Source organism: Hydrotalea flava (assembly GCF_001623405.1).
In the GTDB taxonomy this organism is placed as follows: Bacteria; Bacteroidota; Bacteroidia; order Chitinophagales; family Chitinophagaceae; genus Hydrotalea; species Hydrotalea flava.
Genome location: NZ_LUHG01000097.1, coordinates 62943 through 89187, shown reverse-complemented (window position 1 = coordinate 89187; position 26245 = coordinate 62943). Strand labels below are relative to the sequence as shown.

21 protein-coding genes are annotated in these 26245 nt (G+C 38.1%); 8 read left to right on the top strand and 13 right to left on the bottom strand.

Features of this window, described 5'->3' with window-relative positions; all coding sequences use genetic code 11:
* Positions 1-103 precede the first annotated feature (103 nt).
* From A0F92_RS11665 to A0F92_RS11655, 3 genes are all read left to right on the top strand, one after another.
* A complete protein-coding gene (locus A0F92_RS11665; protein ID WP_068246166.1) occupies positions 104-1510 on the top strand; it encodes a bifunctional UDP-3-O-[3-hydroxymyristoyl] N-acetylglucosamine deacetylase/3-hydroxyacyl-ACP dehydratase in 1407 nt (468 codons plus the stop codon).
* Between the two features lie 77 nt (positions 1511-1587).
* The gene (gene lpxA / locus A0F92_RS11660; RefSeq protein WP_253810407.1) at positions 1588-2424 is read left to right on the top strand and encodes an acyl-ACP--UDP-N-acetylglucosamine O-acyltransferase; all 837 of its coding nucleotides are present in this window, start codon (positions 1588-1590) and stop codon (positions 2422-2424) included.
* Positions 2425-2451: 27 nt separating this feature from the next.
* The gene (locus A0F92_RS11655; RefSeq protein WP_068246163.1) at positions 2452-3072 is read left to right on the top strand and encodes an ABC transporter ATP-binding protein; all 621 of its coding nucleotides are present in this window, start codon (positions 2452-2454) and stop codon (positions 3070-3072) included.
* Positions 3073-3079: 7 nt separating this feature from the next.
* Here the strand turns inward: A0F92_RS11655 and A0F92_RS11650 are convergent, their stop codons facing one another.
* Positions 3080-4297 (bottom strand): alanine dehydrogenase, encoded by a 1218-nt coding sequence (locus tag A0F92_RS11650; protein WP_068246160.1) that lies wholly within the window; start codon positions 4295-4297, stop codon positions 3080-3082.
* A gap of 52 nt (positions 4298-4349) precedes the next feature.
* Positions 4350-4790: a tRNA (adenosine(37)-N6)-threonylcarbamoyltransferase complex ATPase subunit type 1 TsaE gene (tsaE, locus tag A0F92_RS11645; RefSeq protein WP_068246157.1), complete on the bottom strand. Its 441-nt coding sequence runs from the start codon at positions 4788-4790 to the stop codon at positions 4350-4352.
* Between the two features lie 70 nt (positions 4791-4860).
* Between tsaE and A0F92_RS11640 the strand changes: the two genes are divergently transcribed.
* Entirely contained in the window at positions 4861-6981 is a 2121-nt protein-coding gene (locus A0F92_RS11640) for a heavy metal translocating P-type ATPase (protein WP_068246150.1), read from the top strand.
* A 7-nt stretch (positions 6982-6988) separates the two neighbouring features.
* Here A0F92_RS11640 and A0F92_RS11635 read toward each other — a convergent pair whose 3' ends face one another.
* Positions 6989-7954, bottom strand: a complete 966-nt coding sequence (locus tag A0F92_RS11635; RefSeq protein WP_068246145.1) for an MBL fold metallo-hydrolase — start codon at positions 7952-7954, stop codon at positions 6989-6991.
* A gap of 191 nt (positions 7955-8145) precedes the next feature.
* Here A0F92_RS11635 and A0F92_RS11630 point away from each other — a divergent pair, with 191 nt between their 5' ends.
* A complete protein-coding gene (locus A0F92_RS11630; RefSeq protein WP_068246143.1) occupies positions 8146-10062 on the top strand; it encodes a RecQ family ATP-dependent DNA helicase in 1917 nt (638 codons plus the stop codon).
* Positions 10063-10210: 148 nt separating this feature from the next.
* On the opposite strand, the gene A0F92_RS11625 is transcribed toward A0F92_RS11630, so the two are convergent.
* Positions 10211-10582 carry a co-chaperone GroES gene (locus tag A0F92_RS11625; RefSeq protein WP_068246135.1) on the bottom strand — a complete coding sequence of 124 codons (372 nt, stop codon included), beginning with the start codon at positions 10580-10582 and terminating at the stop codon, positions 10211-10213.
* 199 nt (positions 10583-10781) lie between these two features.
* On the opposite strand from A0F92_RS11625, the gene A0F92_RS11620 reads away from it, so the two are divergent.
* Positions 10782-11480 (top strand): response regulator transcription factor, encoded by a 699-nt coding sequence (locus A0F92_RS11620; RefSeq protein WP_068246132.1) that lies wholly within the window; start codon positions 10782-10784, stop codon positions 11478-11480.
* A 63-nt stretch (positions 11481-11543) separates the two neighbouring features.
* On the opposite strand, the gene ruvB is transcribed toward A0F92_RS11620, so the two are convergent.
* The gene (gene ruvB, locus A0F92_RS11615; RefSeq protein ID WP_068246129.1) at positions 11544-12578 is read right to left on the bottom strand and encodes a Holliday junction branch migration DNA helicase RuvB; all 1035 of its coding nucleotides are present in this window, start codon (positions 12576-12578) and stop codon (positions 11544-11546) included.
* Positions 12579-12707: 129 nt separating this feature from the next.
* On the opposite strand from ruvB, the gene A0F92_RS11610 reads away from it, so the two are divergent.
* Positions 12708-13403 (top strand): type 1 glutamine amidotransferase, encoded by a 696-nt coding sequence (locus tag A0F92_RS11610; protein WP_068246123.1) that lies wholly within the window; start codon positions 12708-12710, stop codon positions 13401-13403.
* A gap of 51 nt (positions 13404-13454) precedes the next feature.
* On the opposite strand, the gene A0F92_RS15670 is transcribed toward A0F92_RS11610, so the two are convergent.
* Together A0F92_RS15670 and A0F92_RS11605 are read right to left on the bottom strand one after the other, a co-directional pair.
* Positions 13455-13622: a hypothetical protein gene (locus tag A0F92_RS15670; protein WP_167517055.1), complete on the bottom strand. Its 168-nt coding sequence runs from the start codon at positions 13620-13622 to the stop codon at positions 13455-13457.
* A gap of 35 nt (positions 13623-13657) precedes the next feature.
* A complete protein-coding gene (locus A0F92_RS11605) occupies positions 13658-14365 on the bottom strand; it encodes a peptidoglycan DD-metalloendopeptidase family protein (RefSeq protein WP_068246120.1) in 708 nt (235 codons plus the stop codon).
* A 47-nt stretch (positions 14366-14412) separates the two neighbouring features.
* Between A0F92_RS11605 and A0F92_RS11600 the strand changes: the two genes are divergently transcribed.
* Positions 14413-17634: a S41 family peptidase gene (locus A0F92_RS11600; RefSeq protein WP_068246117.1), complete on the top strand. Its 3222-nt coding sequence runs from the start codon at positions 14413-14415 to the stop codon at positions 17632-17634.
* 105 nt (positions 17635-17739) lie between these two features.
* Here the strand turns inward: A0F92_RS11600 and A0F92_RS11595 are convergent, their stop codons facing one another.
* The 6 genes from A0F92_RS11595 to kdpA all read right to left on the bottom strand — a co-directional run bounded on the left by A0F92_RS11595 (position 17740) and on the right by kdpA (position 26199).
* Positions 17740-19482, bottom strand: coding sequence for an ATP-binding protein (locus tag A0F92_RS11595; protein ID WP_068246114.1), 1743 nt, complete (start codon positions 19480-19482; stop codon positions 17740-17742).
* A gap of 137 nt (positions 19483-19619) precedes the next feature.
* Positions 19620-20744 carry a sensor protein KdpD gene (locus A0F92_RS11590; RefSeq protein ID WP_068246111.1) on the bottom strand — a complete coding sequence of 375 codons (1125 nt, stop codon included), beginning with the start codon at positions 20742-20744 and terminating at the stop codon, positions 19620-19622.
* Complete coding sequence (locus A0F92_RS11585; RefSeq protein WP_068246110.1) at positions 20744-21820, bottom strand: porin; 1077 nt, start codon at positions 21818-21820, stop codon at positions 20744-20746. Before A0F92_RS11585 ends, A0F92_RS11590 begins: the two co-directional genes overlap by 1 nt.
* Positions 21821-21865: 45 nt before the next feature.
* The gene (locus A0F92_RS11580; RefSeq protein ID WP_068246109.1) at positions 21866-22432 is read right to left on the bottom strand and encodes a potassium-transporting ATPase subunit C; all 567 of its coding nucleotides are present in this window, start codon (positions 22430-22432) and stop codon (positions 21866-21868) included.
* Between the two features lie 8 nt (positions 22433-22440).
* Positions 22441-24483 carry a potassium-transporting ATPase subunit KdpB gene (kdpB, locus tag A0F92_RS11575; RefSeq protein WP_068246104.1) on the bottom strand — a complete coding sequence of 681 codons (2043 nt, stop codon included), beginning with the start codon at positions 24481-24483 and terminating at the stop codon, positions 22441-22443.
* Positions 24484-24495: 12 nt separating this feature from the next.
* Positions 24496-26199 carry a potassium-transporting ATPase subunit KdpA gene (kdpA, locus tag A0F92_RS11570; protein WP_068246266.1) on the bottom strand — a complete coding sequence of 568 codons (1704 nt, stop codon included), beginning with the start codon at positions 26197-26199 and terminating at the stop codon, positions 24496-24498.
* Positions 26200-26245 lie beyond the last annotated feature (46 nt).

Below are 26245 nucleotides of genomic sequence, written 5' to 3'. Positions count from 1 at the left end.
CTTCAACCGTTAATCGGCTTATTTTTGCATAAATTATAACAATTCAGGAAAAAGGAAGCATTATCAAATTGTGAATTTTGCTGCCAATTAAAACAAATCAAGAATGGATCAAAACTTTAATCCGGATAAACAACATACCCTCAGCAAAAGCATTAGTATAAAAGGCACAGGTTTGCATACCGGCATTTTGGTTGAAATGAATTTAAAACCTGCTAATCCGGGTTTTGGTATTCAATTTCAAAGAACCGATTTACCGGGACAGCCCATTATTAAAGCCGATTGTGATTTGGTTACCGATACCTCTCGTGGTACTACGCTTCAGATTGGTGATGCCAAAGTAAGTACGGTTGAACATATTCTGGCTGCCTTGGTAGGATTAGGTATTGATAATGTTTTAATTGAAATAAACGGACCTGAAATACCCATTATGGATGGTAGCTCAGCTCCTTTCATCACTTTTATTGAAGAAGCCGGCATTGCCGAACAGGATGCCGCCAAAGCCTGGTATAGCATTGATGAAAACATTTATCTATACGATGAAAAGAAACGGGTTGAAATGGTAGCGATGCCCGCTATTGATTACCAAATAACTACACTAATTGATTTTAACAGCCCGGTATTAGGTACCCAGCATGCCGGATTAAAAACCATCAAAGATTTTAAAACCGAAATAGCGCCCTGTCGCACTTTTGTTTTTTTGCATGAATTAGAAATGCTGTTAGATAATAACCTGATTAAAGGCGGCGATATTAATAATGCCATTGTGGTGGTAGATAAACCTTTAACCGATGGTGAAATGGAGCGGCTGGCCAAAACATTTAAACGCGAGAAAATTGAAGTTAAAAGCGAAGGCTACTTAAATAATTTAGAATTACGCTTTCCGAATGAGCCTGCCCGCCACAAATTACTAGATGTTGTGGGCGATTTGGCGCTGATTGGTTACCCCATTAAAGCCCATATCATTGCCAATAGGCCCGGCCACAGCACCAATGTTGAATTTGCAAAGAAAATAAAACAATACATCAAGAAAAACAAACACGTTAAAGATGTACCGGTATACAATCCGGCAGCACCCTCCATATTTAACCTGCAACGTATCGAGAAAACATTACCACACCGCTTCCCATTTTTGTTGGTAGATAAAATTATTGAACTAACAGATACACATATTGTAGGAGTGAAGAATGTAACTTTTAATGAATGGTTTTTCCAAGGGCACTTCCCCAACAACCCTGTTATGCCAGGTGTATTGCAAATTGAGGCTTTGGCACAAACAGGAGGTATTCTTTGTATTAATACCCTGCCGGAAGGTGATTATGATACTTATTTCTTAAAAATTGACAACTGCAAATTCAAACAAAAGGTATTACCTGGAGATACCATGATTTTAAAAATGGAATTCATTAGTCCAATTAGAAGAGGTATCTGCGAAATGAAAGGTATGGTTTATGTTGGCGGAAAAGTGGCTACCGAAGCTAATTTAGTAGCGCAACTCGTAAAACGCAATTAAACCTTAAACTATTCCTAATATTTCTATTTTTGTAACGGTCGGTAAACATCGGCCCATTTTTTAAAGTCTATTCTGCCATGCAAACCAGAATAGCACAAATTAATAAATCAAAGCGGATGACACATCCCTACACCTACATAGATCCTAATGCTAAAATAGCAGCCAATGTTAAAATAGACCCATTCACTGTAATACATGGTGATGTTCAGATAGGAGAAGGCACCTGGATTGGCAGTAATGTTACCATTATGGATGGCACCAGAATTGGCAAAAATTGCAGAATTTTTCCGGGAGCAGTTTTAGGCGCTATTCCACAAGACTTAAAATATAACGGAGAAAAAACAACTGTTGAAATTGGCGACCATACCACTATTCGCGAATTTGTAACCATCAACCGCGGCACAGCCGATAAGTGGAAAACAACCGTTGGCAGCCATTGCCTCATTATGGCCTACAGCCATATTGCACACGACTGTAAAATTGGGAACAACTGTATTTTAAGCAACAGTGTTCAGGTGGCCGGCCATGTGGTAATGGGCGATTGGGCCTGGATAGCAGGCGTTAGTGCTGTTCATCAATTTGTTCAAATTGGTCAGCATGCCTACATAGCCGGTGGCAGTTTGGTGAGTAAAGATGTGCCTCCTTATATTAAAGCAGTACGTAACCCATTAAGCTATGGCGGGGTAAACAGTGTGGGACTGAAAAGAAGAGGTTTTGAATTAGAAAAAATTAATCACATCATTGATATTTACCGCATTATTTTCAACAAAGGTTTTAATACCTCGCAGGCACTTGCTTTAATTGAAGAAGATTTGCCTGCCAGCGATGAAAGAGATGAAATTGTAACATTTATCAGGGAAAGTGGCAGAGGTATTATCAAAAAGTTTGCCTCTGGTATTAGTGATGAGGATTAATTCAAAGTATCCACTATTTTCATACAAATGACGATTGAATTACAAGATGCAGGCAAAAAATTTAACCGCGACTGGATTTTCAGGCATGTAAGCTTTACTTTCTCAGCATCAACATCCTATGCTATTACCGGGCCTAATGGAAGTGGCAAAAGTACATTACTACAAGCCATTGCCATGGCATTAAGAGTAAATGAAGGAAAATGCATCTGGCAAAACGGAACCGGGCAATTCATTCCGGAAGATCAGGTACATCAATATTTATCGATTGTTGCGCCTTATCTGGATGTAATTGAAGAGATGACAGCTACTGAATTTTTGCATTTTCATGCCCAATTTAAACCACTGCTACCGGGTATTTCAATTCCCGCTATTTTAGAAAAAATTGGCCTTGCACAATCGGCCCATAAGCAAATACGCTATTACAGCAGCGGCATGGTACAAAGAGTAAAATTAGCACAAGCTATATTTTCAAATACACCGGTATTGTTATTAGATGAGCCCTGCACCAATCTGGATGCAGAAGGTTACCAGCTTTACCACGATTTAATTGCTGATTATGCCACTTCCAAAACCATTATTGTGAGCAGTAATGATGCTGCCGAAATAGATTTTTGTAAAAAAAGAATTGCTATTACTGATTATAAATAAACCGGAATTAATATCGCCTGCTGGCAATCAGTAAATTCAAATCATTGTATTTCAAATTGAATTTTTGGCTCAGATAAAAATCGGTTAATGCCCCCTTAAACAAATAAATTCCTTCGCGCAGATTAATGCTGTGCCAAACCATTTCTTCCATCCCGCCTTCATCACTAATTTCCAATAACAATGGCATTAATACATTACTGATGGCATGGCTGGCTGTTCGGGCAAATCCACTGGGTATATTGGGTACACAATAATGAATTACGTTGTGTTTTAGAAATACCGGCTTTTCATGGGTGGTTAATTCACTGGTTTCAAAGCAACCACCGCGGTCAATAGAAACATCAATAATGATACTTCCGGGACGCATAGCGGCTACCATTTCTTCAGTAACCACAACGGGCGCTCTTCCATAATCGCTGCTAAGCGCACCAATAGCCACTTCGCAAGTTTTAAGTTGTTTGGCTAAAATACCGGGTTCCAATACACTGGTCCATACCCGCTGCCCCAAATTATTTTGCAATTGTTTCAACCTGTATACATTGTTATCGAATACCTTAACACTGGCACCCAATGCCAATGCATTTCTAGTAGCTACTTCGCCCACTGTTCCTGCACCAATAATAATTACTTTAGTAGGCGGTATACCACTTACACCACCTAACAGTACCCCCTTGCCTTTGTTAAAACTGCTTAAATACTGTCCTGCAATGAGCATTAATGCACCACCTGCAATTTCGCTCATACTTCTTACAATGGGGTAACTGCCGTGTTCATCTTTTAAATTTTCAAAACTTAATGCCGTAATTTTTTTATCCATCATCCGTTCCAATATTTCACTTTTTAAAGCAGAATGATGTATGGGGGAAATAATGGTTTGATGCATTTGTAACAAAGGAATATCTTCTATTACAACCGGTGCACTTTTTAATAACAATGGTGCCTTAAATACCTCAGAATGATGGTATACAATAGTAGCACCCGCCTCGCTGTAATCTTTATCGGTATAATTGCTTCCCTCTCCGGCCTTGTGTTCCACCACGACCCTGTGTCCATTCATCACCATTACACGCACCGCTTCAGGAGTTAATGATATTCTGTTCTCCTGAAAAGCCGTTTCTTTGGGCAACCCTATTTCAAGTGGTAAACCCTGTGGTTTAATATCCAAAGTTTCTTCCAGTGTTTCATAACTGAATGAAGTAGAAATAACCGGCTTTTTTGACGACATATGTTTGCTTTAAGAAAATCTATGAATATAGGTAATAAAAATACAGTATTTATTACAAATATGAAGGTATAAATGATTGATGTGACAGTTCCGTTACAATTCTCCGGGTGGTTTCATTTACCACAACAATCCGAATAATAAAAACATCATCCGGCAAAATACCAATTGCTTTTTCAGGCCATTCTATCCAACACCAATGGCTGTTTACCAATTCTTCTATTCCGGCATTTACAGCTTCTTCCTCATCTTTTAACCGATACCAGTCCATGTGGTAAATAATTTTGCCCTCGGCCGTAGTATATTCATTTACAAGCGCATAAGTTGGGCTGCTCACTGTTTGCTGAACTCCGCAATAAGTTGCCAAAGCATGAATTAAAGTAGTTTTTCCGGCACCCATTGGCGCTTCAAACACCCATGTATTGGCAGTTTTTCCTTCTTCAATTAAATAAGGAATCAGAGCCGGCAGTTCAAATAAAGTAAAAATTGCATCCATAGGGCAAAGATATTCCTACTTACGAAAGGGTTGGTAACCTATAACTAAATTAATAAATTAATTTTGCAGTATGGAGAATGTATCGTGGAAAGTAGAAGGTATGAGTTGCACCAATTGTGCCCTCACCATTCATAAATATTTGGAAGAAAAAGGGGTTGATAATGTGAAAGTAAATTTTATTGGTGGCGAGGTAAATTTTGACTTGAATGATACCACCAAAAAAACCATTCTGCTGAAAGGCATTGAAAGTTTAGGATATCATGTAAAAAACGAAACGATTCCTGCTGAAAGTAAAGCCACTACCCGTTGGAATTTACGGTTCACCAATCATGGTCAGCGCTTTTTATTCTGCGCTGTTTTTACCCTGCCACTCATGTTGGATATGTTTGTGCACAGCCATTTTTTAATGAACCCCTATGTACAGTTAGCCCTTACCCTGCCTGTATATTGGGTGGGCATAAAATTTTTTGGAAAAAGTGCCATTAAAAGCTTGCGCAATGGTATACCCAACATGAACGTTCTGATTGCCTTAGGCGCCACTGCTGCTTTTATATACAGTTTATACGGTATGCTCATTGGCCGTGCTGCCGATTTTATGTTTTTTGAAACAACTGCAGCCATTATAACCTTAGTTTTTTTGGGCAACTGGTTAGAAGATAAATCTGTTGAAACTACGCAAAAAGCCATTCGCAGTTTAGCAATAACGCAAAAAACCAAAGCAAATATGATTGCTTTTGATGACCAGCATCAAGAGCAAATATTTCAGGTAGAAAGCGAGTCATTAAGAGTAGGCGATTTAATTTTAATTAATTCTGGAGAACCTGTACCCATGGATTGTAAAATTTTATGGGGTGAAGCGAAAGTAAATGAATCACTGTTAACCGGTGAAAGTATTCCGGTACAGAAAACAATGAAAGACCTGCTGATTGGTGGCAGCACTTTGGAAAGTGGCACTGTTAAAGCGCAGGTAACTGCGGTAGGAAAAGATACCGTATTAAGCAATATTTTAAATTTAGTAAAACAGGCACAGGCTGAAAAACCACCAGTACAGCAATTGGCCGATAAAATCAGCGCCATATTCGTACCCACCGTTATTAGCATTGCAATGCTTACCCTAATTGGCAATTATTTTTTTACGGATATTGGTTTTGGTAACAGTTTGCTAAGGGGCATTGCAGTTTTAGTGATCTCCTGCCCTTGCGCTATGGGATTGGCTACTCCGGCGGCTATTGCCGTAGGTTTGGGCCGTGCTGCAAAAAATGGCATATTATTTAAAAATGCCAGAAGTTTGGAAGTATTTAAAGACATTCAACAGGTGGTATTTGATAAAACAGGTACACTCACAACCGGGCATTTTTCCATTACCCAATTTGAAACCAATATAGATATTAACACCTTTCAAAGCATTGTAGCTTCCTTAGAAAAATATGCAGCCCACCCCATTGCCAAAGCCATTGTAAAAGAATGGAAACCCCTGGCACACACTCACTTTACTAAGGTTGAAGAAATAAAAGGATTGGGGATGAAAGGTGTAGATGCTGAAGGCAATGTTTATATGGCAACCTCCTACAAACAGGTGGCCGATTTAACAACCGACCATTTTCACAATGTTTACATTACCAAAAACAATGCAATATTAGGCTGGTTAGATGTGGAAGATACCATTCGTCCGGAAGCAGTACAGGTAATGCAACAACTCCATCAAAAAAACATTCGAACAATTTTATTAAGCGGCGATTCACAAGCCAATTGTGAAAAAGTGGCTGCAATTGCAGGAATAGATACTGTTTTTGGTGAACAAACTCCTGAACAAAAATTGCAAACCATTGCCCGGCTTACCACCCAGGCACCTACTGCTATGATTGGCGATGGTATTAATGATGCTCCGGCATTAGCAAAAGCAACAGTTGGTATTTCGCTGAGCGATGCCTCACATATTGCCATGCAAAGTGCACAGGTAGTTTTAATGAATCACGGACTTACACACCTGCCGCTGGCATTGGGTTTAGGTAAACACACCTACCAAACCATTCGTGAAAATTTGTTTTGGGCCTTTTTCTACAACATCATTGCCATACCTATTGCAGCATTTGGTTATTTAAACCCTGCCATGGGTGCATTAGCCATGGGATTAAGTGATGTGGTATTAGCCATTAACAGTGTTCGGTTAAATTACAAAAAAGTAGTATAACCCTCTTTTAAAAAAACAATGGCACTGCCTGTTGGGCAAATATAAATTGCAATTGCAAAGCATTGTTTTGCAACAACTGCCGTTGAATAATGGCTTCATTATTGCCCGAAGGTTTCATATGTGTAATTACAATAGGTAATCCCTGCACAGCATTTGTTCCTGTTAAATTGGCCAGTATATGCATTTCATCCAATAATAATTTTGGGGTAAGATGACCGAACAACTGATGCTCCGGCTGCTCATTCGGATAAGAAACTTCTATAAAAATGGCTTTTAATTTTTTCTGCTGCACTAAGGGTGCAATGCATAGCCATAATTGTAATAAATCATGGCTATGTTCAATGGTGTCGGCTCCGGTATCACCCAAATAAAGCAGGTAACCAGATTGATACCTGACTAAAAATGCAGTACTGTTATAATTGGCACCGTGGCTTAAAACAAAGGGTGTTACCATCATTTCTGTTCCTTCAAGTGGCACCTCCCGTCTTGCTGCGAGGGGCACATAATGGTATTTATTTAAAAATGGCGGTGTACCTGCATCACCAAAATTGGCCCAGCTTTGCCAGGTAAAATAGTTTTGTTCTAATACCTGCAAACAATAAGGCATGGCATAAATATTTTTTTTACTGTCGTTGGGAGCATTGATAATTAAACCGGCCACATGGTCTAAATGCCCATGTGAAATGCAATAACCTTTAATTGAATCCTGCAAAACAGCAGTTGAGGTAGTACCCTTCCATAATTTTTTTTGAATGGCTTTTTGAATGCCGGCATCAATGGTGCCGGCATCTAAAGCAATATACCGGCTGGTCCCATTCACCGCAAGTAAGTAGGCTGATAAGTTACTTTCATCCAATCCACCCTTTACACCTAATGGAACAACTTTAAAAACAGGCTTTTGAGCCTGCAATAGCTGTTGAAAACCCATGAACAACAATACCATTACAACAAGGCGATACCGTAAGTAAATCATAGTTCAATATTTATAAACACATTTATCAATGATTGAAGTATTGCAAATCAAAACAACAAGGTAAAATGATTTTCCGGAACCTGTATATTTCAATTTTTATATTTATCCGGTAAATTTCAGCGAATGATTAGCAGTTCCACGTTATTTTTATACAGTTTTTATGAACAGAAATATTAAAGCACCGCCCAACAATGAATTCAAAGCCCATAACACCAAAAGAAGTATTGCAACAGTATTGGGGTTATTCTGATTTTAAGGGATTGCAACTGCCTATTATTGAATCGGTGCTGGCAGGAAAAGATACACTGGCTTTATTACCTACCGGTGGTGGTAAATCAATTTGCTTTCAGGTACCCACATTAATGAAAGGAGGTATGGCACTTGTAATTTCGCCATTAATTGCGTTGATGAACGATCAGGTAACGAGGCTCAATGAATTGGGTATTACAGCAACCACCATCGAAAGTGGACTGAGCTATTTTGAAATACAATTACTTTTAGAAAAAGCAGTAAATGGAAAATTTTCTTTTTTATATGTATCGCCGGAGCGTTTACAAAATAAACTCTTTCTTCATTTTTTACCCGATTTACCTATTGGTATTGTAGTAATAGATGAAGCGCATTGCATTTCACAATGGGGGTATGATTTCAGGCCATCCTATCTGCAAATTGCAAAACTGAAGCATTACATCAATGCAGTACCATTTATAGCATTAACTGCATCGGCTACTTTAACGGTACAGGAAGATATTATTCAAAAATTACAATTAGAGCAACCGGCTGTATTTAAACAATCATTTACCCGGCCTGCACTTTCGTATTCGGTATATGAAACACATAGTAAAATCAATAAAGCTATTGAAATACTGCAGAAGGTACCCGGTAGCAGTATTGTGTATTGCAGTACCCGAAAGCAGACCAAAGATGTAGCACATTTGTTACAATTACAGGGCTTTTCAGCCGATTTTTATCATGCAGGATTATCTAAAGAAGAAAGGAACCAAAAGCAATTCAACTGGATTCAAAATAAAACACGCATTATGGTTTGTACCAATGCCTTTGGAATGGGTATTGACAAACCGGATGTAAGAACGGTTATTCATTACAACATCCCCGACTGCATTGAAAACTATTATCAGGAGGCAGGCAGGGCAGGCCGCGATAACCAAAAAGCCTATGCTGTTTTGTTATATCATCACGACGATTTACAGCAATTAGTTCAACTGCCTGAAAAACATTTCCCCCCGGTTGAAACCATTCGGAAAATTTATCAGGGACTAGCCGATTATCTGCAAATACCGGTTGGTATTGGTCAGGGCAACTATTATGATTTTGATATAGAAAATTTTGTACAGTATTTTAAATTAGATGCCGCTACAGTATTCAATGTTTTAAAAGTATTGGAACAGGAGGGGCATTTATTATTCAATGAGTCGGTATTTACGCCATCGCAGGCAGGGTTTAAAGTAGACAAAGAGGTGTTATTTGAATTTCAGAAAAACTTTCCTGCATTAGAAAAAATAACGCAAACATTGTTGAGAACCTATCAGGGAATATTAGATAACCGTGTTTCTATTTATGAAAGGCAAATTGCCAAAATTGCACGCATCAGTTATAATACAGTAACCGAACAGCTGCATCAGTTGCAACAGTATGGCATCATAGAATATTTACCACAGAAAGATACTCCACAAATTTTTATGTTATTGAACCGGGCACCGGCTGCTTCCCTACACATTAATTATGAACAATACCATGCCAGAAAACAACAGTACAGCGAACGTATTCAATCCATCATAGCCTACGCAAAAGAAACCAAAAACTGCCGCAGCAATATAATTGCCCGATATTTTTCAGATGAATCCAATGAACGGTGTGGCATTTGCGATAATTGTTTACGAACCAATCACCAACATTTAAGTACAAAAGACTTTAAAAAAATTGAATGGGAAATCATGAATGCAATTCCACAACATGGGATTGCGTTGGCTGAGTTAAAAGCCCTGTTCCCAAATGAAATGGAAAAACAATTTCATGAAGTATTGCAAAGTTTATTGGATGCCGCATACATTATAATAGATGCACAAAATGGTGTAACTAAAAAATAATTACCACCCCCGGCTCAAAGTGCTTTTTTAAATTTCAGCCAATGATGCTGTTTCCCTTCCAGTTGCATCTGCAATGATTCCGGTTTTTGTAAAATTTGCAAAAGCAGCCATATAACTGCAAGGTTAAAATTGCACTGCAACCTGCCATTTATAAATCCTCTTCCCTTTCCAGCATTAAAATGGCATGCTGCGGAACAATAAAATATTTTTCGCCTTCATATTGCAATTCGGTGGCACCATTTAATAAAAACAAAGCCAAATCACCTTCGCGTGCCTGTAAAGGAATGTATTTTACCTGTTCTTCCTCTGTTTTCCAGGGTTCGTTTTCAACAGGTAGTGGTATGGCATAACCCGGTCCTGTTTTAATGATATAACCTTGTTGTACTTTTTCTTTTTCCTGCACACCGGGAGGCAAATACAATCCGCTGGAGGTTTGTTCATTCGGTTTAGAAGGTTTAATTAAAACCCTGTCGCCAATAATAATGAGCTTTTTCAATTTGTTATCCTGCGTTATCATCATATACACCAATTTTCTTCACTTAAAAACAAGCTAAAGTAGCAACTGTTAACGGGTTTTGAAAAATTCTTGTGTAACAACCACAAAAATAGTAATATCTTTAGCAAAATGAAAACAGCTTTTTAACAAAAGATTGCGCCGGAAATCGAGTTAATTATTGCTGTAATGAACTTTATTTGAATATTTAAAAACAAGAACGGTTATGGAAGAAAAAAAGAAATACAAAATTTTGCTCTGCGAAGACGATACCAACCTGGGCATGGTATTGAAAAACTATTTGGAATTGAATGATTATGAAGTGGTATTGGAAAGAGATGGCCGTTTAGGCTTAGCCGCTTTTCAGCGGGAAAAATTTGATATTTGCCTGTTAGATGTAATGATGCCTAACGTGGATGGGTTTGCGCTAGCTGAAGAAATTCGCGATGTAGACCCCGATATACCACTCTTTTTTTTAAGTGCCAAAACCATGAAAGAAGATGTGGTACAGGGCTATCGTTTAGGTGCCGATGATTATATTACCAAGCCTTTTGACAGCGAGGTACTGCTACTGAAAATAAAAGCTATTTTAAAAAGAAATGAAGAAGAAAACCGCATTAGCGATAATATAGAATTTGATTTAGGCTCTTATCATTTCAATCCAAAACTGAGAGAGTTATCGCATAACGGTCAAACCCATACGCTTTCACCCAAAGAAAACGAATTATTAAAAATGCTGGCAGAGCATAAAAATGATTTATTGCCTCGTGAAAGGGCTTTGAAGAAAATTTGGGGCAGCGATACGTATTTTAATGGCAGAAGCATGGATGTATACATAGCCAAACTGCGTAAGTACCTAAAAGATGATACCAATATTGAAATTGTAAACATTCATGGCAATGGTTTCAGATTGGTAGCGCCATAATGCCAAAAGCATATTCGATTTTTATGCAAAAATGCCACTTCAAGCGAGTGGCATTTTTTATGCTTATTCGTTAAATAAACCGGGCTGTGTACCCTTGGGTTTATGTTTGCCTAAATGTTGGTAAGCTTTGGCAGTTACCTCTCTGCCCCTTGGTGTTCGTTGCAAAAAACCTTCCTGTATTAAAAAAGGTTCATATACTTCTTCAATGGTACCCGATTCCTCACCAACAGCGGTTGCAATAGTAGTAATACCTACAGGCCCGCCTTTAAATTTTTCAATGATGGTTAACAAAATCCGATTATCCATATCATCTAAACCATACTCATCTACATTCAATGCTTTTAATGCATGTTGTGTAATGCCAATATCAATCATTCCGTCATTCAATACCTGGGCAAAATCGCGTACCCTGCGCAATAAACCATTGGCAATGCGTGGTGTTCCCCGGCTGCGCCGGGCTATTTCAGCAGCAGCTTCTTCCGAAACAGGCACATTCAATATAACAGCACTGCGTTGTATAATTTTTTGAAGCGTAGCTGCATTATAATATTCCAACCGCGATTTTATACCAAAACGGGAAAGCAAGGGTGCCGTTAATAAACCACTGCGGGTAGTGGCACCCACCAACGTAAAGGGATTGATGTTGAGTTGTATGCTTCTTGCATTGGGGCCACTATCAATCATAATATCAATCCTGAAATCTTCCATGGCCGCATACAGGTATTCTTCTACCACAGTACTTAACCGGTGTATTTCATCAATAAACAAAACATCATTGGGTTCCAGATTGGTTAATAAGCCGGCCAAATCGCCGGGTTTTTCAATAACCGGACCACTGGTTTCACGGATGTTTACGCCCAGTTCGTTGGCTACAATTCTGCTTAAAGTGGTTTTACCCAATCCCGGGGGGCCATGAAAAAGTATATGATCCAATGCCTCTCCACGAATTTTTGCCGCTTTAATAAAAATGATCAGATTTTCTATCAACTGCGGTTGCCCCGAAAAGTCATCCAGCTCTTTAGGCCGTATGGTATTTTCAAACTCCTTATCGGCCTGGTTTAACTGTTCTTTGCTACTATCTAAATTAGGATTTGACATTGTGTGTATGAAACAATAATTTTATAAAGTAAATGTTTCCTGAACATATCATCCGCAGTAGGGCATCTATCATGCTTTTTTTACTGTGATATGCACCGGTAAAACTACAAAAACAATAGCTACGAAGTTATGCGAGTTCATTTCATACAGCATGTTTCTTTTGAAAATCCGGGCAGTTTACTGCAATGGGCTAAAAATATGGGGCATCAAATTCATATAACCCGTGTGTTCAATGAAGAACCCTTCCCTGAGCCGGATCAATATGATATGCTGATTGTAATGGGTGGCCCTATGGGTATATATCAGGAAAAAAAGTTTAAATGGATGACTGCCGAAAAAACCTGTATTGAACAAGCCATCCACGCTGCAAAAAAAGTGATGGGCATTTGCCTGGGCAGTCAGCTCATTGCTTCCGTTTTAGGAGCCGGCGTGTATGCGCATGTTCAACAGGAAATTGGCTGGTGGCCTATATTTCCATCTAACCCACATCCATTATCACAAATATTGCCACAACCATTGCATTGCTTTCACTGGCATGGCGATACGTTTGATCTTCCTGCACATGCAGTTTCCCTGTTTCATTCAGATGCCTGTACACAGCAGGGTTTCATTTATCAAAACCATGTATTGGCATTACAATTTCATCCTGAAATAGAAATGCATCTTTTATTGCAAATGTTACAACATGGCAAACATGAACTTATCAATGCCCCTTTTGTGCAAACAGAACATGCTATCATTAAGCAAACAGAAAAATTTTTGCCACAACAGTATCCATTCCTGATAAAGCTGCTGAATATGTTTTTAAAAGACCAATTTGAATAGTTTGTTTATTCTTCTTCAATACCTGCCTGCTTTGCATGGTGTTATACCTGATTATTCATGCGATGCTGCATGTTCTGTATTTGCATGTGCTGCTGGCGGATGATATGGGCCTTTACATTGTGCCATGAGTACCAAAAAACAGAAAACAACCGCAAATGATAAAAAAATGGTGAGGGTAAATTTCTTAGTATCTTCTTCGTGGTGTATTTGATGTAACATGTAATGGGTTTTTGCACAAATTTAAACAGAAGAAATTAAAAATCAACCACTGCATAGCGCTGCATTTGTAAAATTACATCGGGATTGGGGCAATTTTGGGCATAATGTTGCAGTTGATTGGCAGCACAAACACCAGGGTAATCACCTTTATAATCTTCCATATCTAACATTAACTGAAAATGAAGATGTGGTGGCCAATAGCCATTTTCTTCCGGAACACCCAACCAAGCAAATTTTTCTCCTTGCTTTATCAGTTGCCCTTCTGAAATACGGCTCAAACTTTTTAAAGCCAAATGACCATACAAACTATAAAATTGTAGTTCATGAATATGGTGCGCTAAAATAATGGTAGCACCATAATCGCCATAGGCTTTATTGAACGCAAAACTATGCACTGTGCCGGCTAAGGGTGCCATTACCGGCGTACCTTCTCTTCCCCAAATATCTATTCCTAAATGAATACGACGGGGTGCAGTACCATCAAACACCGGGCTACGGGCATAAATATTGCGGTGCTCTAAATAGCCGCCAATACCATATTTTGCTTTTGCCTGACGCAAAACACCATTCACGGTTGTTGTAAACAAAGCCACATTTTCCACCACTTCTTTGCGCCAAATATCATTTTTCTCTGTAAAATCCATTGCTAATAATTTGTCGGAAAATGCCTGAAAAGGCACTATGGAAGCAAAGCTGGTATGTAGGGGCTGTATCCGTTCATAAAAATCTGTAAGGCTATCCATTTTGGGTAATTATCTTTAATGCTCTGATAAAAATAAAAATAAATGCCATGCAGAAATTTATCTTTTTCATAATGCTGTTAGGTTACAGCATTGTAGGTGCTTCGCAAAACAATCCACCCTTGTGGTTACGTTACCCTGCCATTAGTCCCGATGGCAATACCATTGTATTTGGCTATAAAGGCGATTTATACAGTGTACCTGCTACAGGCGGTACGGCCATTCCGTTAACGCTCAACGAATCGCAGGAGGAAATGCCGGTTTGGAGTCATGATGGAAAAAGTATTGCCTTTGCCTCAGACCGTTATGGTAATTTTGATGTGTTTGTAATGCCCGCTACCGGAGGCGAAGCTAAACGCCTCACTTTTAACTCAGCCAATGATTTTCCATGGGATTTTTCGCCCGATAACAGTAAAATTATTTTTGGCAGCGGCAGAAACGATTTAAATACATCCGTACGTTTTCCACAAAAAGCGTTGTTCTTAAAATTGTATGATGTACCGGTAAGCGGCGGCAGAAACATTCTTTTAAATACTGCCGGTACTGAAAACGTGCATTATAGTAATGATGGAAAAGAAATAGTATTTCAAGACAGAAAAGGGTACGAAGATCCCTGGCGCAAACACCATACCAGTAGTGTAACCCGCGATATTTGGCTATACAACTTCCAAACAAAAAATTATAGAAAATTAACGAATTTTATTGGCGAAGACAGAGAACCTGTTTTTTCAGCCGATAATCAGTATGTGTATTATTTAAGCGAGAAAAACGGTACACAGAATATTTATAGAATGCCTTTGCAATTAAAAATGGCAGAACAGCAATTGACCGATTTTAAAGATTATCCGGTGAGGCATCTTTCCCGCTCTAACAACAATACCCTTTGTTTTTCCTGGAATGGTGAAATATATACGCTAAAACCAGATGGTAAACCGGAAAAAGTAAACATCATTATTAACGCAGATACCAGAGGCAATGTTGAAAAAAATGTAACCATTAATGGTGGCGCCACTGAAATGAGTGTATCGCCTAACGGTAAGGAAATTGCGTTTGTATTCAGGGGCGAAGTTTTTGTAACCAGTACCGATGGTAGTTATACCAAGCGCATTACCAATACACCACAACAGGAAAGAATGGTGGCATTTGCACCCGATGGAAGAAGTTTATATTATGCAGCAGAAAGGGGTAACAGTTGGGATATTATAAAAGCTACCATTACCCGAAAAGATGAACCTTATTTTTATGCTGCTACATTAATTAAAGAAGATCCGATAATTGCTACAGAGAAGGAAGAATTTCAACCCATGCCCTCGCCGGATGGTAAAAAAATTGCTTATTTAGAAGAACGCAATACCCTGCGTGTATTTGATATAGCCACCAAAACAAGTACAACTATTTTACCGGCAGGCCAGAATTTTTCTTACAGCGATGGTGATCAGCGGTACGAATGGAGCCCCGATAGCAAATGGATTGCCGTTAGAAGCAGTAAAGGAGTATTTGGTTTAAGCGGCGGTGCCATATTGGTTTTTAAAGCCGATGGAAGTGATGCAAACGGCACCGATGTTACCCAAAGTGGTTTTAGCAATAACCGCCAGCAATGGGCAATGGGCGGTAAAGCCCTGCTCTTTACCTCTGATAAAGAAGGTAAACGCTCATTGGCTATACAGGGGCCTAAAGAAGCTGATGTTTATGCTTTATTCTTTGACAAAGCAGCTTATGATCAATTTCAACTGAATAAAGAAGATGCAGCCTTATTAAAAGAGAAAGAAAAAGAAAACAAGGATACCATTAAAAAGAAAGAAAATATAGTATTGGATTTTAGCAACTTAAACCAACAGAAAGTAAGGCTTACCAATGCTTCCATGAATTTGGATGATTATAAATTATCGGCCGATGGCAGCAAATTGTTTTTATTAGCCCGATTTGAACAAGGCGCCGATTTATGGCAGATGGATACCCGAACCAAAGAAATGAAGCTGCTTACCAAATTAAGCAGTGGTGGTGGCAATATGGAACTGAGTAAAGATGGTAAACAACTTTTTGTATTAGGTGGTGGTAAAATTATGAAAGTAGAAGTAGAAGGCGGCAAGGTATCCCCCGTTACTATTAACAGTGAGATGATTTTAAATACTGCCGGTGAACGTGCCTATATATTTGAACACGCCTGGCGCCAGGTAGAAAAGAAATTTTACGACCCCAAATTGCATAGCGTTAACTGGGCCATGTACAAAACAGATTATGCCCGTTTTTTACCCCACATCAATAACAACTACGACTTCCAGGAATTGTTAAGCGAATTATTGGGCGAACTAAATGCTTCGCATACAGGTGGCCGTTATACACCCCGTAATACCGATGGAGATAATACTGCCTCATTAGGTTTATTTTACAACGAAATGAAAGGTGGTAATGGGTTAGAAATTACCGAAGTAATAAAAGGCGGACCTGTTGATAAAGCATCCAGCAAAATAAAAGCAGGTGATATAATCATGGCTATTGACGGTGAAAATATTACCGATACCAACGATTGGAATATTTTTTTAAACAGAAAAGCAGGTAAAAATGTTTTGTTGCAGGTGTATAATCCTACTACTAAAACCACTTGGGAAGAAACTGTTAAACCCATTACCGTTGCTGAAGAAAATACTTTATTATACAAACGCTGGACCAACACCATGTCTGAAATGGTTAACAAACTGAGTAACGGACAAATAGGTTATGTACACATACAAGGTATGAACGATGCCAGTTACAGAGAGTTTTTTGATAAGGTAATGGGAAAAAATTACAATAAAAAAGCATTGATTGTAGATACCCGTTTTAATGGCGGAGGCTGGCTGCATGATGATTTGGTTACTTTTTTGAAAGGCAAACAATACCTCAGCTTTGCACCCTATGGATTTAAAGCAGATGGTGGCGAGCCGGCAGGTAAATGGACCAAACCCAGTTGTGTGTTAATGAGCGAAAGCAATTACAGCGATGCATTTTTATTTCCCTATGCTTATCGTGCCAATGGTATTGGCAAACTCATTGGTAAGCCGGTACCCGGCACCGGTACTGCCGTTTGGTGGGAAACACAAATAGACCCCACTATTGTTTTTGGTATACCCATGATTGCTACCATAGGTAAAGAAGGGCGCCCAACAGAAAACCTCCAAATCAATCCGGATATTGATGTAGACAATCCTTACAATGATGTATTGTTTGGAACAGATGATCAGTTGGCGGCAGCAGTAAAAGAAATGCTGAAAGAAACAACGGCCAATCAATAAAAATAACGGTACCGTATATTATGCCAATAAAGGCCGTCTCAAAACTATTTGAGGCGGTCTTTTTGTTTTGTATAAATTTTTAAGCTCAAATAATAGGTGTAATTTTTAAATATTTGTATTTACAACAGGTAGTATAAACCAAAAGGTACTTCCAGAGCCAAAATCACTGATAACATGAATGCTGCCACCCTGTGCTTCCATAAATTCTTTACATATACTAAGCCCTAAACCGGTTCCTTCATTTCTATTGCCGGGTATACGGAAATAGCGATCAAAAATTTTATTGATGTATTGCGGTGCAATACCAATACCAAAATCTTGTACCGAAAACTGCAGATTATTGTTGATTTGCTGTACCTTAATTTCAACAATTGAGTTATCGTAAGAATACCGAATAGCATTAGAAATGAGGTTCGACAATACCCATGCTGTTCTGTCTTTATCAGCCATAACCTCAGGTAAATTGTCGGGCAAATGAATGTTTAAATGAATATTTTTCTGTAATGCTATTTTTTGATTGGCTTCTATAGCATATTGTACAATTTCGTAAGGAGAACACGGAACCATAGAAAGCTCAATTGCACCACTCTCTAATTGCGATAAATTTAACAATTCACCGGTTATTTTTAATAATCTTGTAGCATCCTCTTTTATGCTTTCAACAAGGTTTATTTGTTCTTCATTTAAAGTTCCGAGTTCTTTTTTGCCAAGTAACTCAACACTCAATTGTATGGAGGATAAAGGGGTTTTTAATTCATGTGAAATAGTTGCAATAAAATTTGTTTTTGCAAAATCTAACTCTTTGTAAGGGGTAATATTTTGTAGCAGAATTACATTACCTATCAATTTTTCTTCGGTTTCCCCGGTTGGAATAATTCTGATGGGTATAATTTCTTTTTCAAAGTAACTTTCTTTATTATTAGCATATATTTTTATAGGTTGTTTCTTAATACTTTCATTCTTTGTTTCTTCAAACATTTCATGTACCAAATTTCTAATCAGATCATTTTTAACAGCTATATCCTGAACCGGTTTCCCCATTGCATCTGTATTCTTTAACCCGGTAATTTGTAAAGCCGTATTATTCATAAATAAAATCCTTCTTTGCTCATCTAACCCAATAATCGGATCTTTTAAATTATCAATGAGTGTTTCAATCCGTTTTTTAGCCATCATGAGTTTATCAATATTGCTAAGCTGGTATTCTTCTAATTTTTCTGCCATGGTATTAAATGATGAGGCAAGCTCTGCAAATTCATCATGCCCCGAAAAATGAACCCTTTGCGAATAATTTTGTGCTGCAATCTGTTTAATACTATCGGTTAATTCACGGATCGGATTGGCAATGCTACCCGGTAAATTAACAAACATTACAAATGCTGCTAAAAAACAAATGGTACCTGCTAAGGTTATCCAGAATACCGATTTTTGAGCAGTTAAATTAGCAATATTGCTTTTGCGTTGAATAGCTTGCATATTTAACAGCATTATATCGGTAATATCATTTCTAATTTGTTTTAATAAAACTGAATCTTTTGGATTTGCAATGAACTGTTGAAAATGGGTTGTTAATTGACCGGTTAATGCATCCTCACCAATTTCGGTAATATTATGTTGCTGATGTTGCAGGCTATTTAAAAAAAGTTGAAGATTATCTTTTTGTTCTATGCCATTATTTAATGCAATTTCCATATTTCTGGAATAATCAATGGTATTGTAATTGGCAACAAGAATATTTTTTGAATCGGATGACAATTTATTGATGTAAAAAATACTCAAAGCAGTAAGCAGAATTATCATTCCAAATAACAATCCTATTCCAATTGATAATTTCACCTTTGTTTTCATCTGGTATAGTTTGGTTTTAGCTTCTTGTAAAATATTTCAATCATTGTCCCCATTGGTATGCAGTTTTTATTATAGCGCATTGCATGTTGTTGTATTTTGTATTTGTTTGTTATTACTTTACGGGAATAATGATTGCTTTAACTCAGTATAACCAGATCAATTTTACTGGAAGATAATTTTTTTAGTAATTCATTAAAAACATTGGTAACCAGTATTAAACGAAACAAACTGAGATGGGGTTTGCCAATACAAATGGTGGTAATAAAACGCTCTTCACATTGTTCAACAATTGTTTTAGCAATATTGTTATTCGATACTTTTATAATTTCTGCCCCTAATTCAGTAGCTATTTTAAAATTGTTGATTAAGTGCCGCTGTTTATCCAACGGTATGCGTTCCGGACTTTCTTTTGGGGTTTGCACATATAATACATACCATTTTGAATTATAATAATTGGCCAATCTTGCTGTTTTACGGATAACCGTTTTAGCAGTATGCTCGTTAGAACTGATACAGGCTAAAAATCGTTCATGTTTTAGTGCATTGTTCTTTATAACTTCTGTTTCAACTTTTCTTTCAACCTGCGATGCTACTTCTTTCAATGCCAATTCTCTTAATTGTAAAATATGTTCACTCTGAAAAAAATTTTTCAGTGCTGCGGCTATTTTATCTGATGTATAAATTTTACCTTCTTTTAATCGGCTAATCAATTCATCGGCTGTAAGATCAATATTCACTACCTCATCGGCCTGATTCAGCACACTATCAGGTATTCGTTCTTTTACTTCAATACCGGTAATTTTTTTTACTTCTTCATTCAGGCTTTCAATGTGTTGAATATTTACTGCACTAATTACACTAATTCCTGCATCTAAAATATCTAAAACATCCTGCCATCTTTTTTCATTTTTGCTTCCCTCAATATTGGTATGGGCCAGTTCGTCTATAATTACTACTTCAGGTCTTAACTGCATTATGGCAGCAACATCTAACTCTTCTAACTCCTTTCCCTTGTAAAATAATTTTCGTCGGGGTATTTGTGGAAGCCCCTCTAACAATGCTTCCGTTTCCTTACGTTGGTGTGTTTCTATATAACCAATTTTTATATCAATACCATTTTTTAACAGGGCATGCGCTTCCTGTAACATCCGGTATGTTTTTCCTACACCTGCACTCATGCCAATGTAAATTTTAAATTTACCGCGTTTCGACTTTTTAATCAAGTCTAAAAAATGTTGTACTGTTTCTTCTTTGCCCGGCATTATAATACAATTGAAATAGAAGTGGTCATTGCAAAATTGTTATGAACAGGTATATTATTATTTTCGAAATAGGTTTCAGCGGCATAAAAATCTCTTGCCTCTATTCTCCATAAAAGTTTTGAACGAATAGCTCTATCATAATTAATGGAATATCCAAATGTTTTAAAACCATTTTGAAAATTTGCAGGAATAATAACATTATCAGTATCTGCATAATATTCAACTCGTGCAGCCAATTCATTTTTTTGAGATGGTTTCCATTGTAGAATAGCTACATAACTATACCAGGTGTAAAATGAACGGCTGTGTACTGATTTTTGTTGAAAGCCTATATCAAATCCTGTTGTAATGCCCCATTTTGGGGTTAGTTGAAATATACCATACAAGTTATGAAAATAACGCATTGCACGAATACTGTCGGGTAAGGTATTCCCTATAAATGAACTACTATTAAGCGTAATATTGGCAGTAGGATTAAAGGTAATTTGATGCCCAAAAGCAGGGGTATTATTACCATTTATCCGGCTAATATTTTGCCAGCCGTTTAACAATAATAGGGCCATATACCATTTTTTGTTATTGGTTGTATAGGCTACCCGTATACCGGTTTCATAATACGGCGAATTCTCGGCCAAAATACTTCTGGAGAGTGTCCAACAATCTTTACCAATGGCACCTTCAAAACCGATATGTGAAGCAAAAATACCGGCATCTGCCCAAACATCCTTTTTGCGGAATAGTTTTATACCCACATTGGCTTCAAAAATATTTTTCATTACACCTTTCTCTGTTGCAAGATTGGCATTCATATAGGTTCCGGTTGCAAAAGCCAAATTTGCCCTTACCTTATTTTCAGTAATAGCAGCTTTCAACAATCCAAGATTCAAATTTACCTCATTGTGCTGGTTGTAGCTATATAAAAAAGCAGGTCGGTTATGGTTAGGCGGATTAGCAAAATCATAAGCATAATATACATCCAAATAGCCACTAAGTTGTAGCTTTTGATTCAATGAATCGTTTTGGGCATGGGCATAACCTGTTATTATATACACGGATAGCAACATCATTTTCTTCATGTACTGTTCATTTTACATTCCTGTAGGCATATCTGCTATAACGCTTTAATGATTTGTCAGGGAATCTAAAGCAATGTTAAGCGCCAATACATTCACAGATTCGGGGCCAAAAATTCCTAACAAAGGTTTATCGGTATGCTGCCGCACCAATGATTCAATAATAGATTTAGGAATATGTCTTATTTGTGCAATTCTGTTTACCTGTATCATAGCAGATTGCACAGCAATATCAGGATCTAAACCGCTACCACTTGCGGTAACCAAATCAGCGGGTATAGCCGATGCAGGAACACCGGGATGATGGATTTGGAATGAATCAACATTTTGTTGTACTGAAAGCAAATAATCCGGATTATTAGGCCCTTTATTACTTGCACCTGCCGCTGCTGCATTATAATTCACCGCAGAAGGTCTTGACCAGAAATATTTATCATCCGAAAATTTTTGTCCGATATTCCGGTACATTTTTTTCCCATGTACCATCCATACAGCAGCTTCTCCTTTATCAGGCGTAATTTGAGCAACGCACCACACTAATGCTGTATACATAACAGAAAAAAGCAGCAAGCAAACCAATGTTAAACGAATGGCAGGTAATAAATAGTATTTCATAAAATTGTTTATATAAAGTTTGCAACAATGATATCAATGATTTTAATGCCCACAAAAGGAACAATAATTCCGCCCAGTCCGTATATCAGCAAATTACGCCGTAGCAGTGCGCTTGCGCCAATAGGTTTATAAGCCACACCGCGCAATGCCAGTGGAATGAGCAGCGGTATAATAATGGCATTAAAAATAACTGCCGAAAGAATGGCACTTTGCGGGCTATGCAAATGCATAATATTCATTCCCTGCAAGGCAGGTATATAGGTAATGAACAATGCGGGTACAATGGCAAAGTATTTTGCAACATCGTTTGCAATACTAAACGTTGTTAAAGTGCCCCTTGTCATTAATAATTGTTTTCCAATTTCAACCACTTCAATCAATTTGGTGGGGTCATTATCCAGATCTACCATATTACCAGCTTCTTTGGCTGCCTGTGTTCCACTGTTCATAGCCACCCCTACATCTGCCTGAGCCAAAGCCGGTGCATCATTGGTGCCATCTCCCATCATTGCAACCAGCCTGCCTGAAGCCTGTTCTATTTTAATATAATTCATTTTATCTTCCGGCTTTGCTTCAGCTATAAAATCATCCACACCTGCTTTTTCGGCAATAAACCTGGCTGTTAACGGGTTATCGCCGGTAACCATTACTGTTTTAATGCCCATCTTCCGTAAACGCTCAAATCTTTCTTTAATACCGGTTTTAATAATATCCTGCAATTCAATAACCCCCATTACTTTTTCATTTTCAGTAACCACCAGTGGTGTACCGCCTTTACTTGAAATGGATTGAACAATGGTATGCACATCTTCAGGAAATGTATTTCCTGCATTTTCACAAATTTTTCTGATGGCATCTGCTGCACCTTTTCTGATACGCATATCACCTACGTCAATACCCGAACATCTGGTTTCTGCAGTAAATGGAATGAAACGCGGGTTGTTGATTTGTAACATCACAGTATCTAATGCGGCTAATTCAATAATCGATTTCCCTTCGGGGGTTTGATCGGAAACCGAACTCATTACAACCAGTTGCTTAAAATAATCGGGATCAACATGGGTAGCCGGATAAAATTGCGTTGCTTTTCTGTTTCCAATGGTAATGGTACCTGTTTTATCTAACAGTAACACATCAATATCGCCGGCAGTTTCTACTGCTTTACCACTTTTGGTAATTACATTGGCTTTCAATGCACGATTCATTCCCGCAATTCCTATTGCGGATAATAGCCCACCAATGGTAGTGGGTATCAGGCAAACAAATAAGGCAATAAAAGCGGCAATCGTAATGGGTGTATGCGCATAATCTGCAAATGATTTTAAGGTAACTGTTACAATGATAAAAACCAGTGTAAAACCTGCCAATAAAATGGTTAATGCAATTTCGTTGGGTGTTTTTTGGCGTGAAGCGCCTTCTACCAAAGCAATCATTTTATCTAAAAAACTTTCGCCCGGTTCACTGGTTACCTTTACTTTAATTGTATCGCTGAGCACTTTTGTTCCGCCTGTAACGCTGCTTTTATCGCCACCAGCTTCTCTAATTACAGGTGCACTTTCACCGGTAATAGCACTTTCATCAATGGTTGCCAGGCCTTCCACAATTTCCCCATCGGCAGGAATAATATCATCTGTTTCACATATAAAAATATCTCCTTTTTTTAATTTGGAAGCCGGAACAACAATCACTTCATTCACATACATTTCGCCTACCGGCAATATTAATTTGGCAGGTGTGTCTTCTCTTGTTTTCCGCAAACTGTTGGCTTGTGCCTTACCCCTTGCCTCGGCAATGGCTTCGGCAAAATTGGCAAACAGCAGGGTAATAAACAGTAATAAGGTGATTACCAAATTGTACGTTAAACTTCCCTGACCATCCGCTCCGCCGGCAATCCAGATGCATACTCCTCCCATTACAACGGTTCCTACCCAAACGGTAAACATGACTGGATTTAAAATCATGGCGGCAGGATTTAATTTCAGGAATGACTGCTTGAATGCACCGGCCAATAATGCTTTATTTAGAAATTGTTTAGATGCAGTATGATTCATTTTAATATATTTTTAGTGAAAAGAAAAATATTCAGCAACAGGCCCTAAAGCCAAAGACGGAAAAAATGATAAAGCTGCAACAATTACAATAACGGCCATTACCATTAACCCGAATGTAACCGTATCGGTTTTTAGCGTACCGGCACTTTCCGGAATATATTTTTTTTGTGCCAATAAACCGGCAATGGCTACCGGCCCAATGATGGGCAAATACCTCGATAACAGCATTACAATACCATCCGCAATATTCCACCAGGGAGTATTAGCCCCAAGCCCCGCAAATTCGCTACCGTTGTTGGCACTGGCAGAAGTAAATTCGTATAACATTTCGCTAAAGCCATGAAAACCCGGATTAGAAAGCCAGCCCGCATATTCAGCAGGATGATGCGCATACAAATAAGCCGAAATGGCTGTACCCGATAATATTAAAAATGGATGAATTAAAGCAATGATCATCGCTATTTTCATTTCTTTTGCTTCAATTTTTTTACCCATCAGTTCGGGTGTTCTGCCAACCATTAATCCACTGATAAATACTGCCAAAATCATGAAAATATAAAAGTTTAAAAAGCCTACGCCAATACCCCCGTAAAAAGCATTTACCATCATTCCCAACATGGTACACATGCCTGCAAGCGGCATAAAACTATCATGCATCGCATTCACAGAACCATTACTGGTTACTGTGGTAACAATTCCCCAGTATGCAGATGCGGCAGCCCCCAAACGCAGTTCTTTACCTTCCATATTACCTAAATTTTGTTCAATTCCCATTTTTGCAATGGCAGGATTGCCTGCAGTTTCCATCACAAGGGTGGGTGCTAATAATAAAATGAACCCCACCGTCATTACCCCAACAATTAACCAGGCTAATTTTTTTCGTTTCAGCATATAGCCCATGGTAAATATTAATGCAATAGGTAATAAAGCAATAGCTATTGTTTCAATCATGTTAGTGAAATAGTTAGGATTTTCAAATGGATGAGCCGAGTTAGGCCCGAAGAAACCACCTCCATTTGTTCCCAATTGTTTAATGGCAACAAATGCTGCTACCGGGCCTCTGCTAACCTGAACTGTATCGCCCTGCAATGTAGTAATGGTATCTTTACCCTTAAACGTCATGGGCATACCGTTTAATAAAAACAGAACTGCCATTATAAAAGCAATAGGTAATAAAACGCGGGTACAACTTCTTACAAAATAATAATAATAATTACCCAGTGGGGTATTGGTTGTACCTTCTTTCATGGCCTTAAAAACTACAATACATATTGCCATTCCGCATCCTGCACTGATAAATTGGAATAGCATTAAAACTAACTGACCCAGATAAGACATGCCCGTTTCACCGGAATAATGTTGCAAATTGGTGTTCGAAATAAAACTTACAGCTGTATTAAAAGCCAGATCGGCCGACATGGAGGGATTATGATCAGGGTTTAGTGGTAAATGCGCCATATTGGTTAATACCAACATGGCCAGAACAAACCAGATAAAATTAATGGAGAGTAATACTTTTAAATGCTGCTTCCAGCTCATTTCTATGTTTGGATCAACACCTGATATTCGATAAATCAGTTGATCAATTGGATTGAAAATGGGATCTAACCAGGTGCTGTTTCCTGAAAATAATTTACCCATATACCTGCCTAACGGAATGGCTAACAATACCGTTATCATAAACATGGCTATTATGCCATACATTTCAGTACTCATTTGCATTGTTTAATTTAGTTTAGAATATCAATTTGTGCACTGTAAA

Bases quoted from the DNA above. Each gene is read 5' to 3' on its own strand.
- A0F92_RS15670 (WP_167517055.1), bottom strand. From the start codon at position 13,622: ATGTTACATCAAATACACCACGAAGAAGATACTAAGAAATTTACCCTC.
- A0F92_RS11590 (WP_068246111.1), bottom strand. From the start codon at position 20,744: ATGCCGGGCAAAGAAGAAACAGTACAACATTTTTTAGACTTGATTAAA.
- A0F92_RS11580 (WP_068246109.1), bottom strand. From the start codon at position 22,432: ATGAAATACTATTTATTACCTGCCATTCGTTTAACATTGGTTTGCTTG.
- tsaE (WP_068246157.1), bottom strand. From the start codon at position 4,790: ATGGATGCAATTTTTACTTTATTTGAACTGCCGGCTCTGATTCCTTAT.
- A0F92_RS11635 (WP_068246145.1), bottom strand. From the start codon at position 7,954: ATGATTTACTTACGGTATCGCCTTGTTGTAATGGTATTGTTGTTCATG.
- A0F92_RS11650 (WP_068246160.1), bottom strand. From the start codon at position 4,297: ATGTCGTCAAAAAAGCCGGTTATTTCTACTTCATTCAGTTATGAAACA.
- A0F92_RS11600 (WP_068246117.1), top strand. From the start codon at position 14,413: ATGCAGAAATTTATCTTTTTCATAATGCTGTTAGGTTACAGCATTGTA.
- kdpB (WP_068246104.1), bottom strand. From the start codon at position 24,483: ATGAATCATACTGCATCTAAACAATTTCTAAATAAAGCATTATTGGCC.
- ruvB (WP_068246129.1), bottom strand. From the start codon at position 12,578: ATGTCAAATCCTAATTTAGATAGTAGCAAAGAACAGTTAAACCAGGCC.
- A0F92_RS11625 (WP_068246135.1), bottom strand. From the start codon at position 10,582: ATGATGATAACGCAGGATAACAAATTGAAAAAGCTCATTATTATTGGC.
- A0F92_RS11655 (WP_068246163.1), top strand. From the start codon at position 2,452: ATGACGATTGAATTACAAGATGCAGGCAAAAAATTTAACCGCGACTGG.
- A0F92_RS11630 (WP_068246143.1), top strand. From the start codon at position 8,146: ATGAATTCAAAGCCCATAACACCAAAAGAAGTATTGCAACAGTATTGG.
- lpxA (WP_253810407.1), top strand. From the start codon at position 1,588: ATGCAAACCAGAATAGCACAAATTAATAAATCAAAGCGGATGACACAT.
- A0F92_RS11610 (WP_068246123.1), top strand. From the start codon at position 12,708: ATGCGAGTTCATTTCATACAGCATGTTTCTTTTGAAAATCCGGGCAGT.
- A0F92_RS11665 (WP_068246166.1), top strand. From the start codon at position 104: ATGGATCAAAACTTTAATCCGGATAAACAACATACCCTCAGCAAAAGC.
- A0F92_RS11605 (WP_068246120.1), bottom strand. From the start codon at position 14,365: ATGGATAGCCTTACAGATTTTTATGAACGGATACAGCCCCTACATACC.
- A0F92_RS11620 (WP_068246132.1), top strand. From the start codon at position 10,782: ATGGAAGAAAAAAAGAAATACAAAATTTTGCTCTGCGAAGACGATACC.
- A0F92_RS11640 (WP_068246150.1), top strand. From the start codon at position 4,861: ATGGAGAATGTATCGTGGAAAGTAGAAGGTATGAGTTGCACCAATTGT.
- kdpA (WP_068246266.1), bottom strand. From the start codon at position 26,199: ATGAGTACTGAAATGTATGGCATAATAGCCATGTTTATGATAACGGTA.
- A0F92_RS11595 (WP_068246114.1), bottom strand. From the start codon at position 19,482: ATGAAAACAAAGGTGAAATTATCAATTGGAATAGGATTGTTATTTGGA.
- A0F92_RS11585 (WP_068246110.1), bottom strand. From the start codon at position 21,820: ATGAAGAAAATGATGTTGCTATCCGTGTATATAATAACAGGTTATGCC.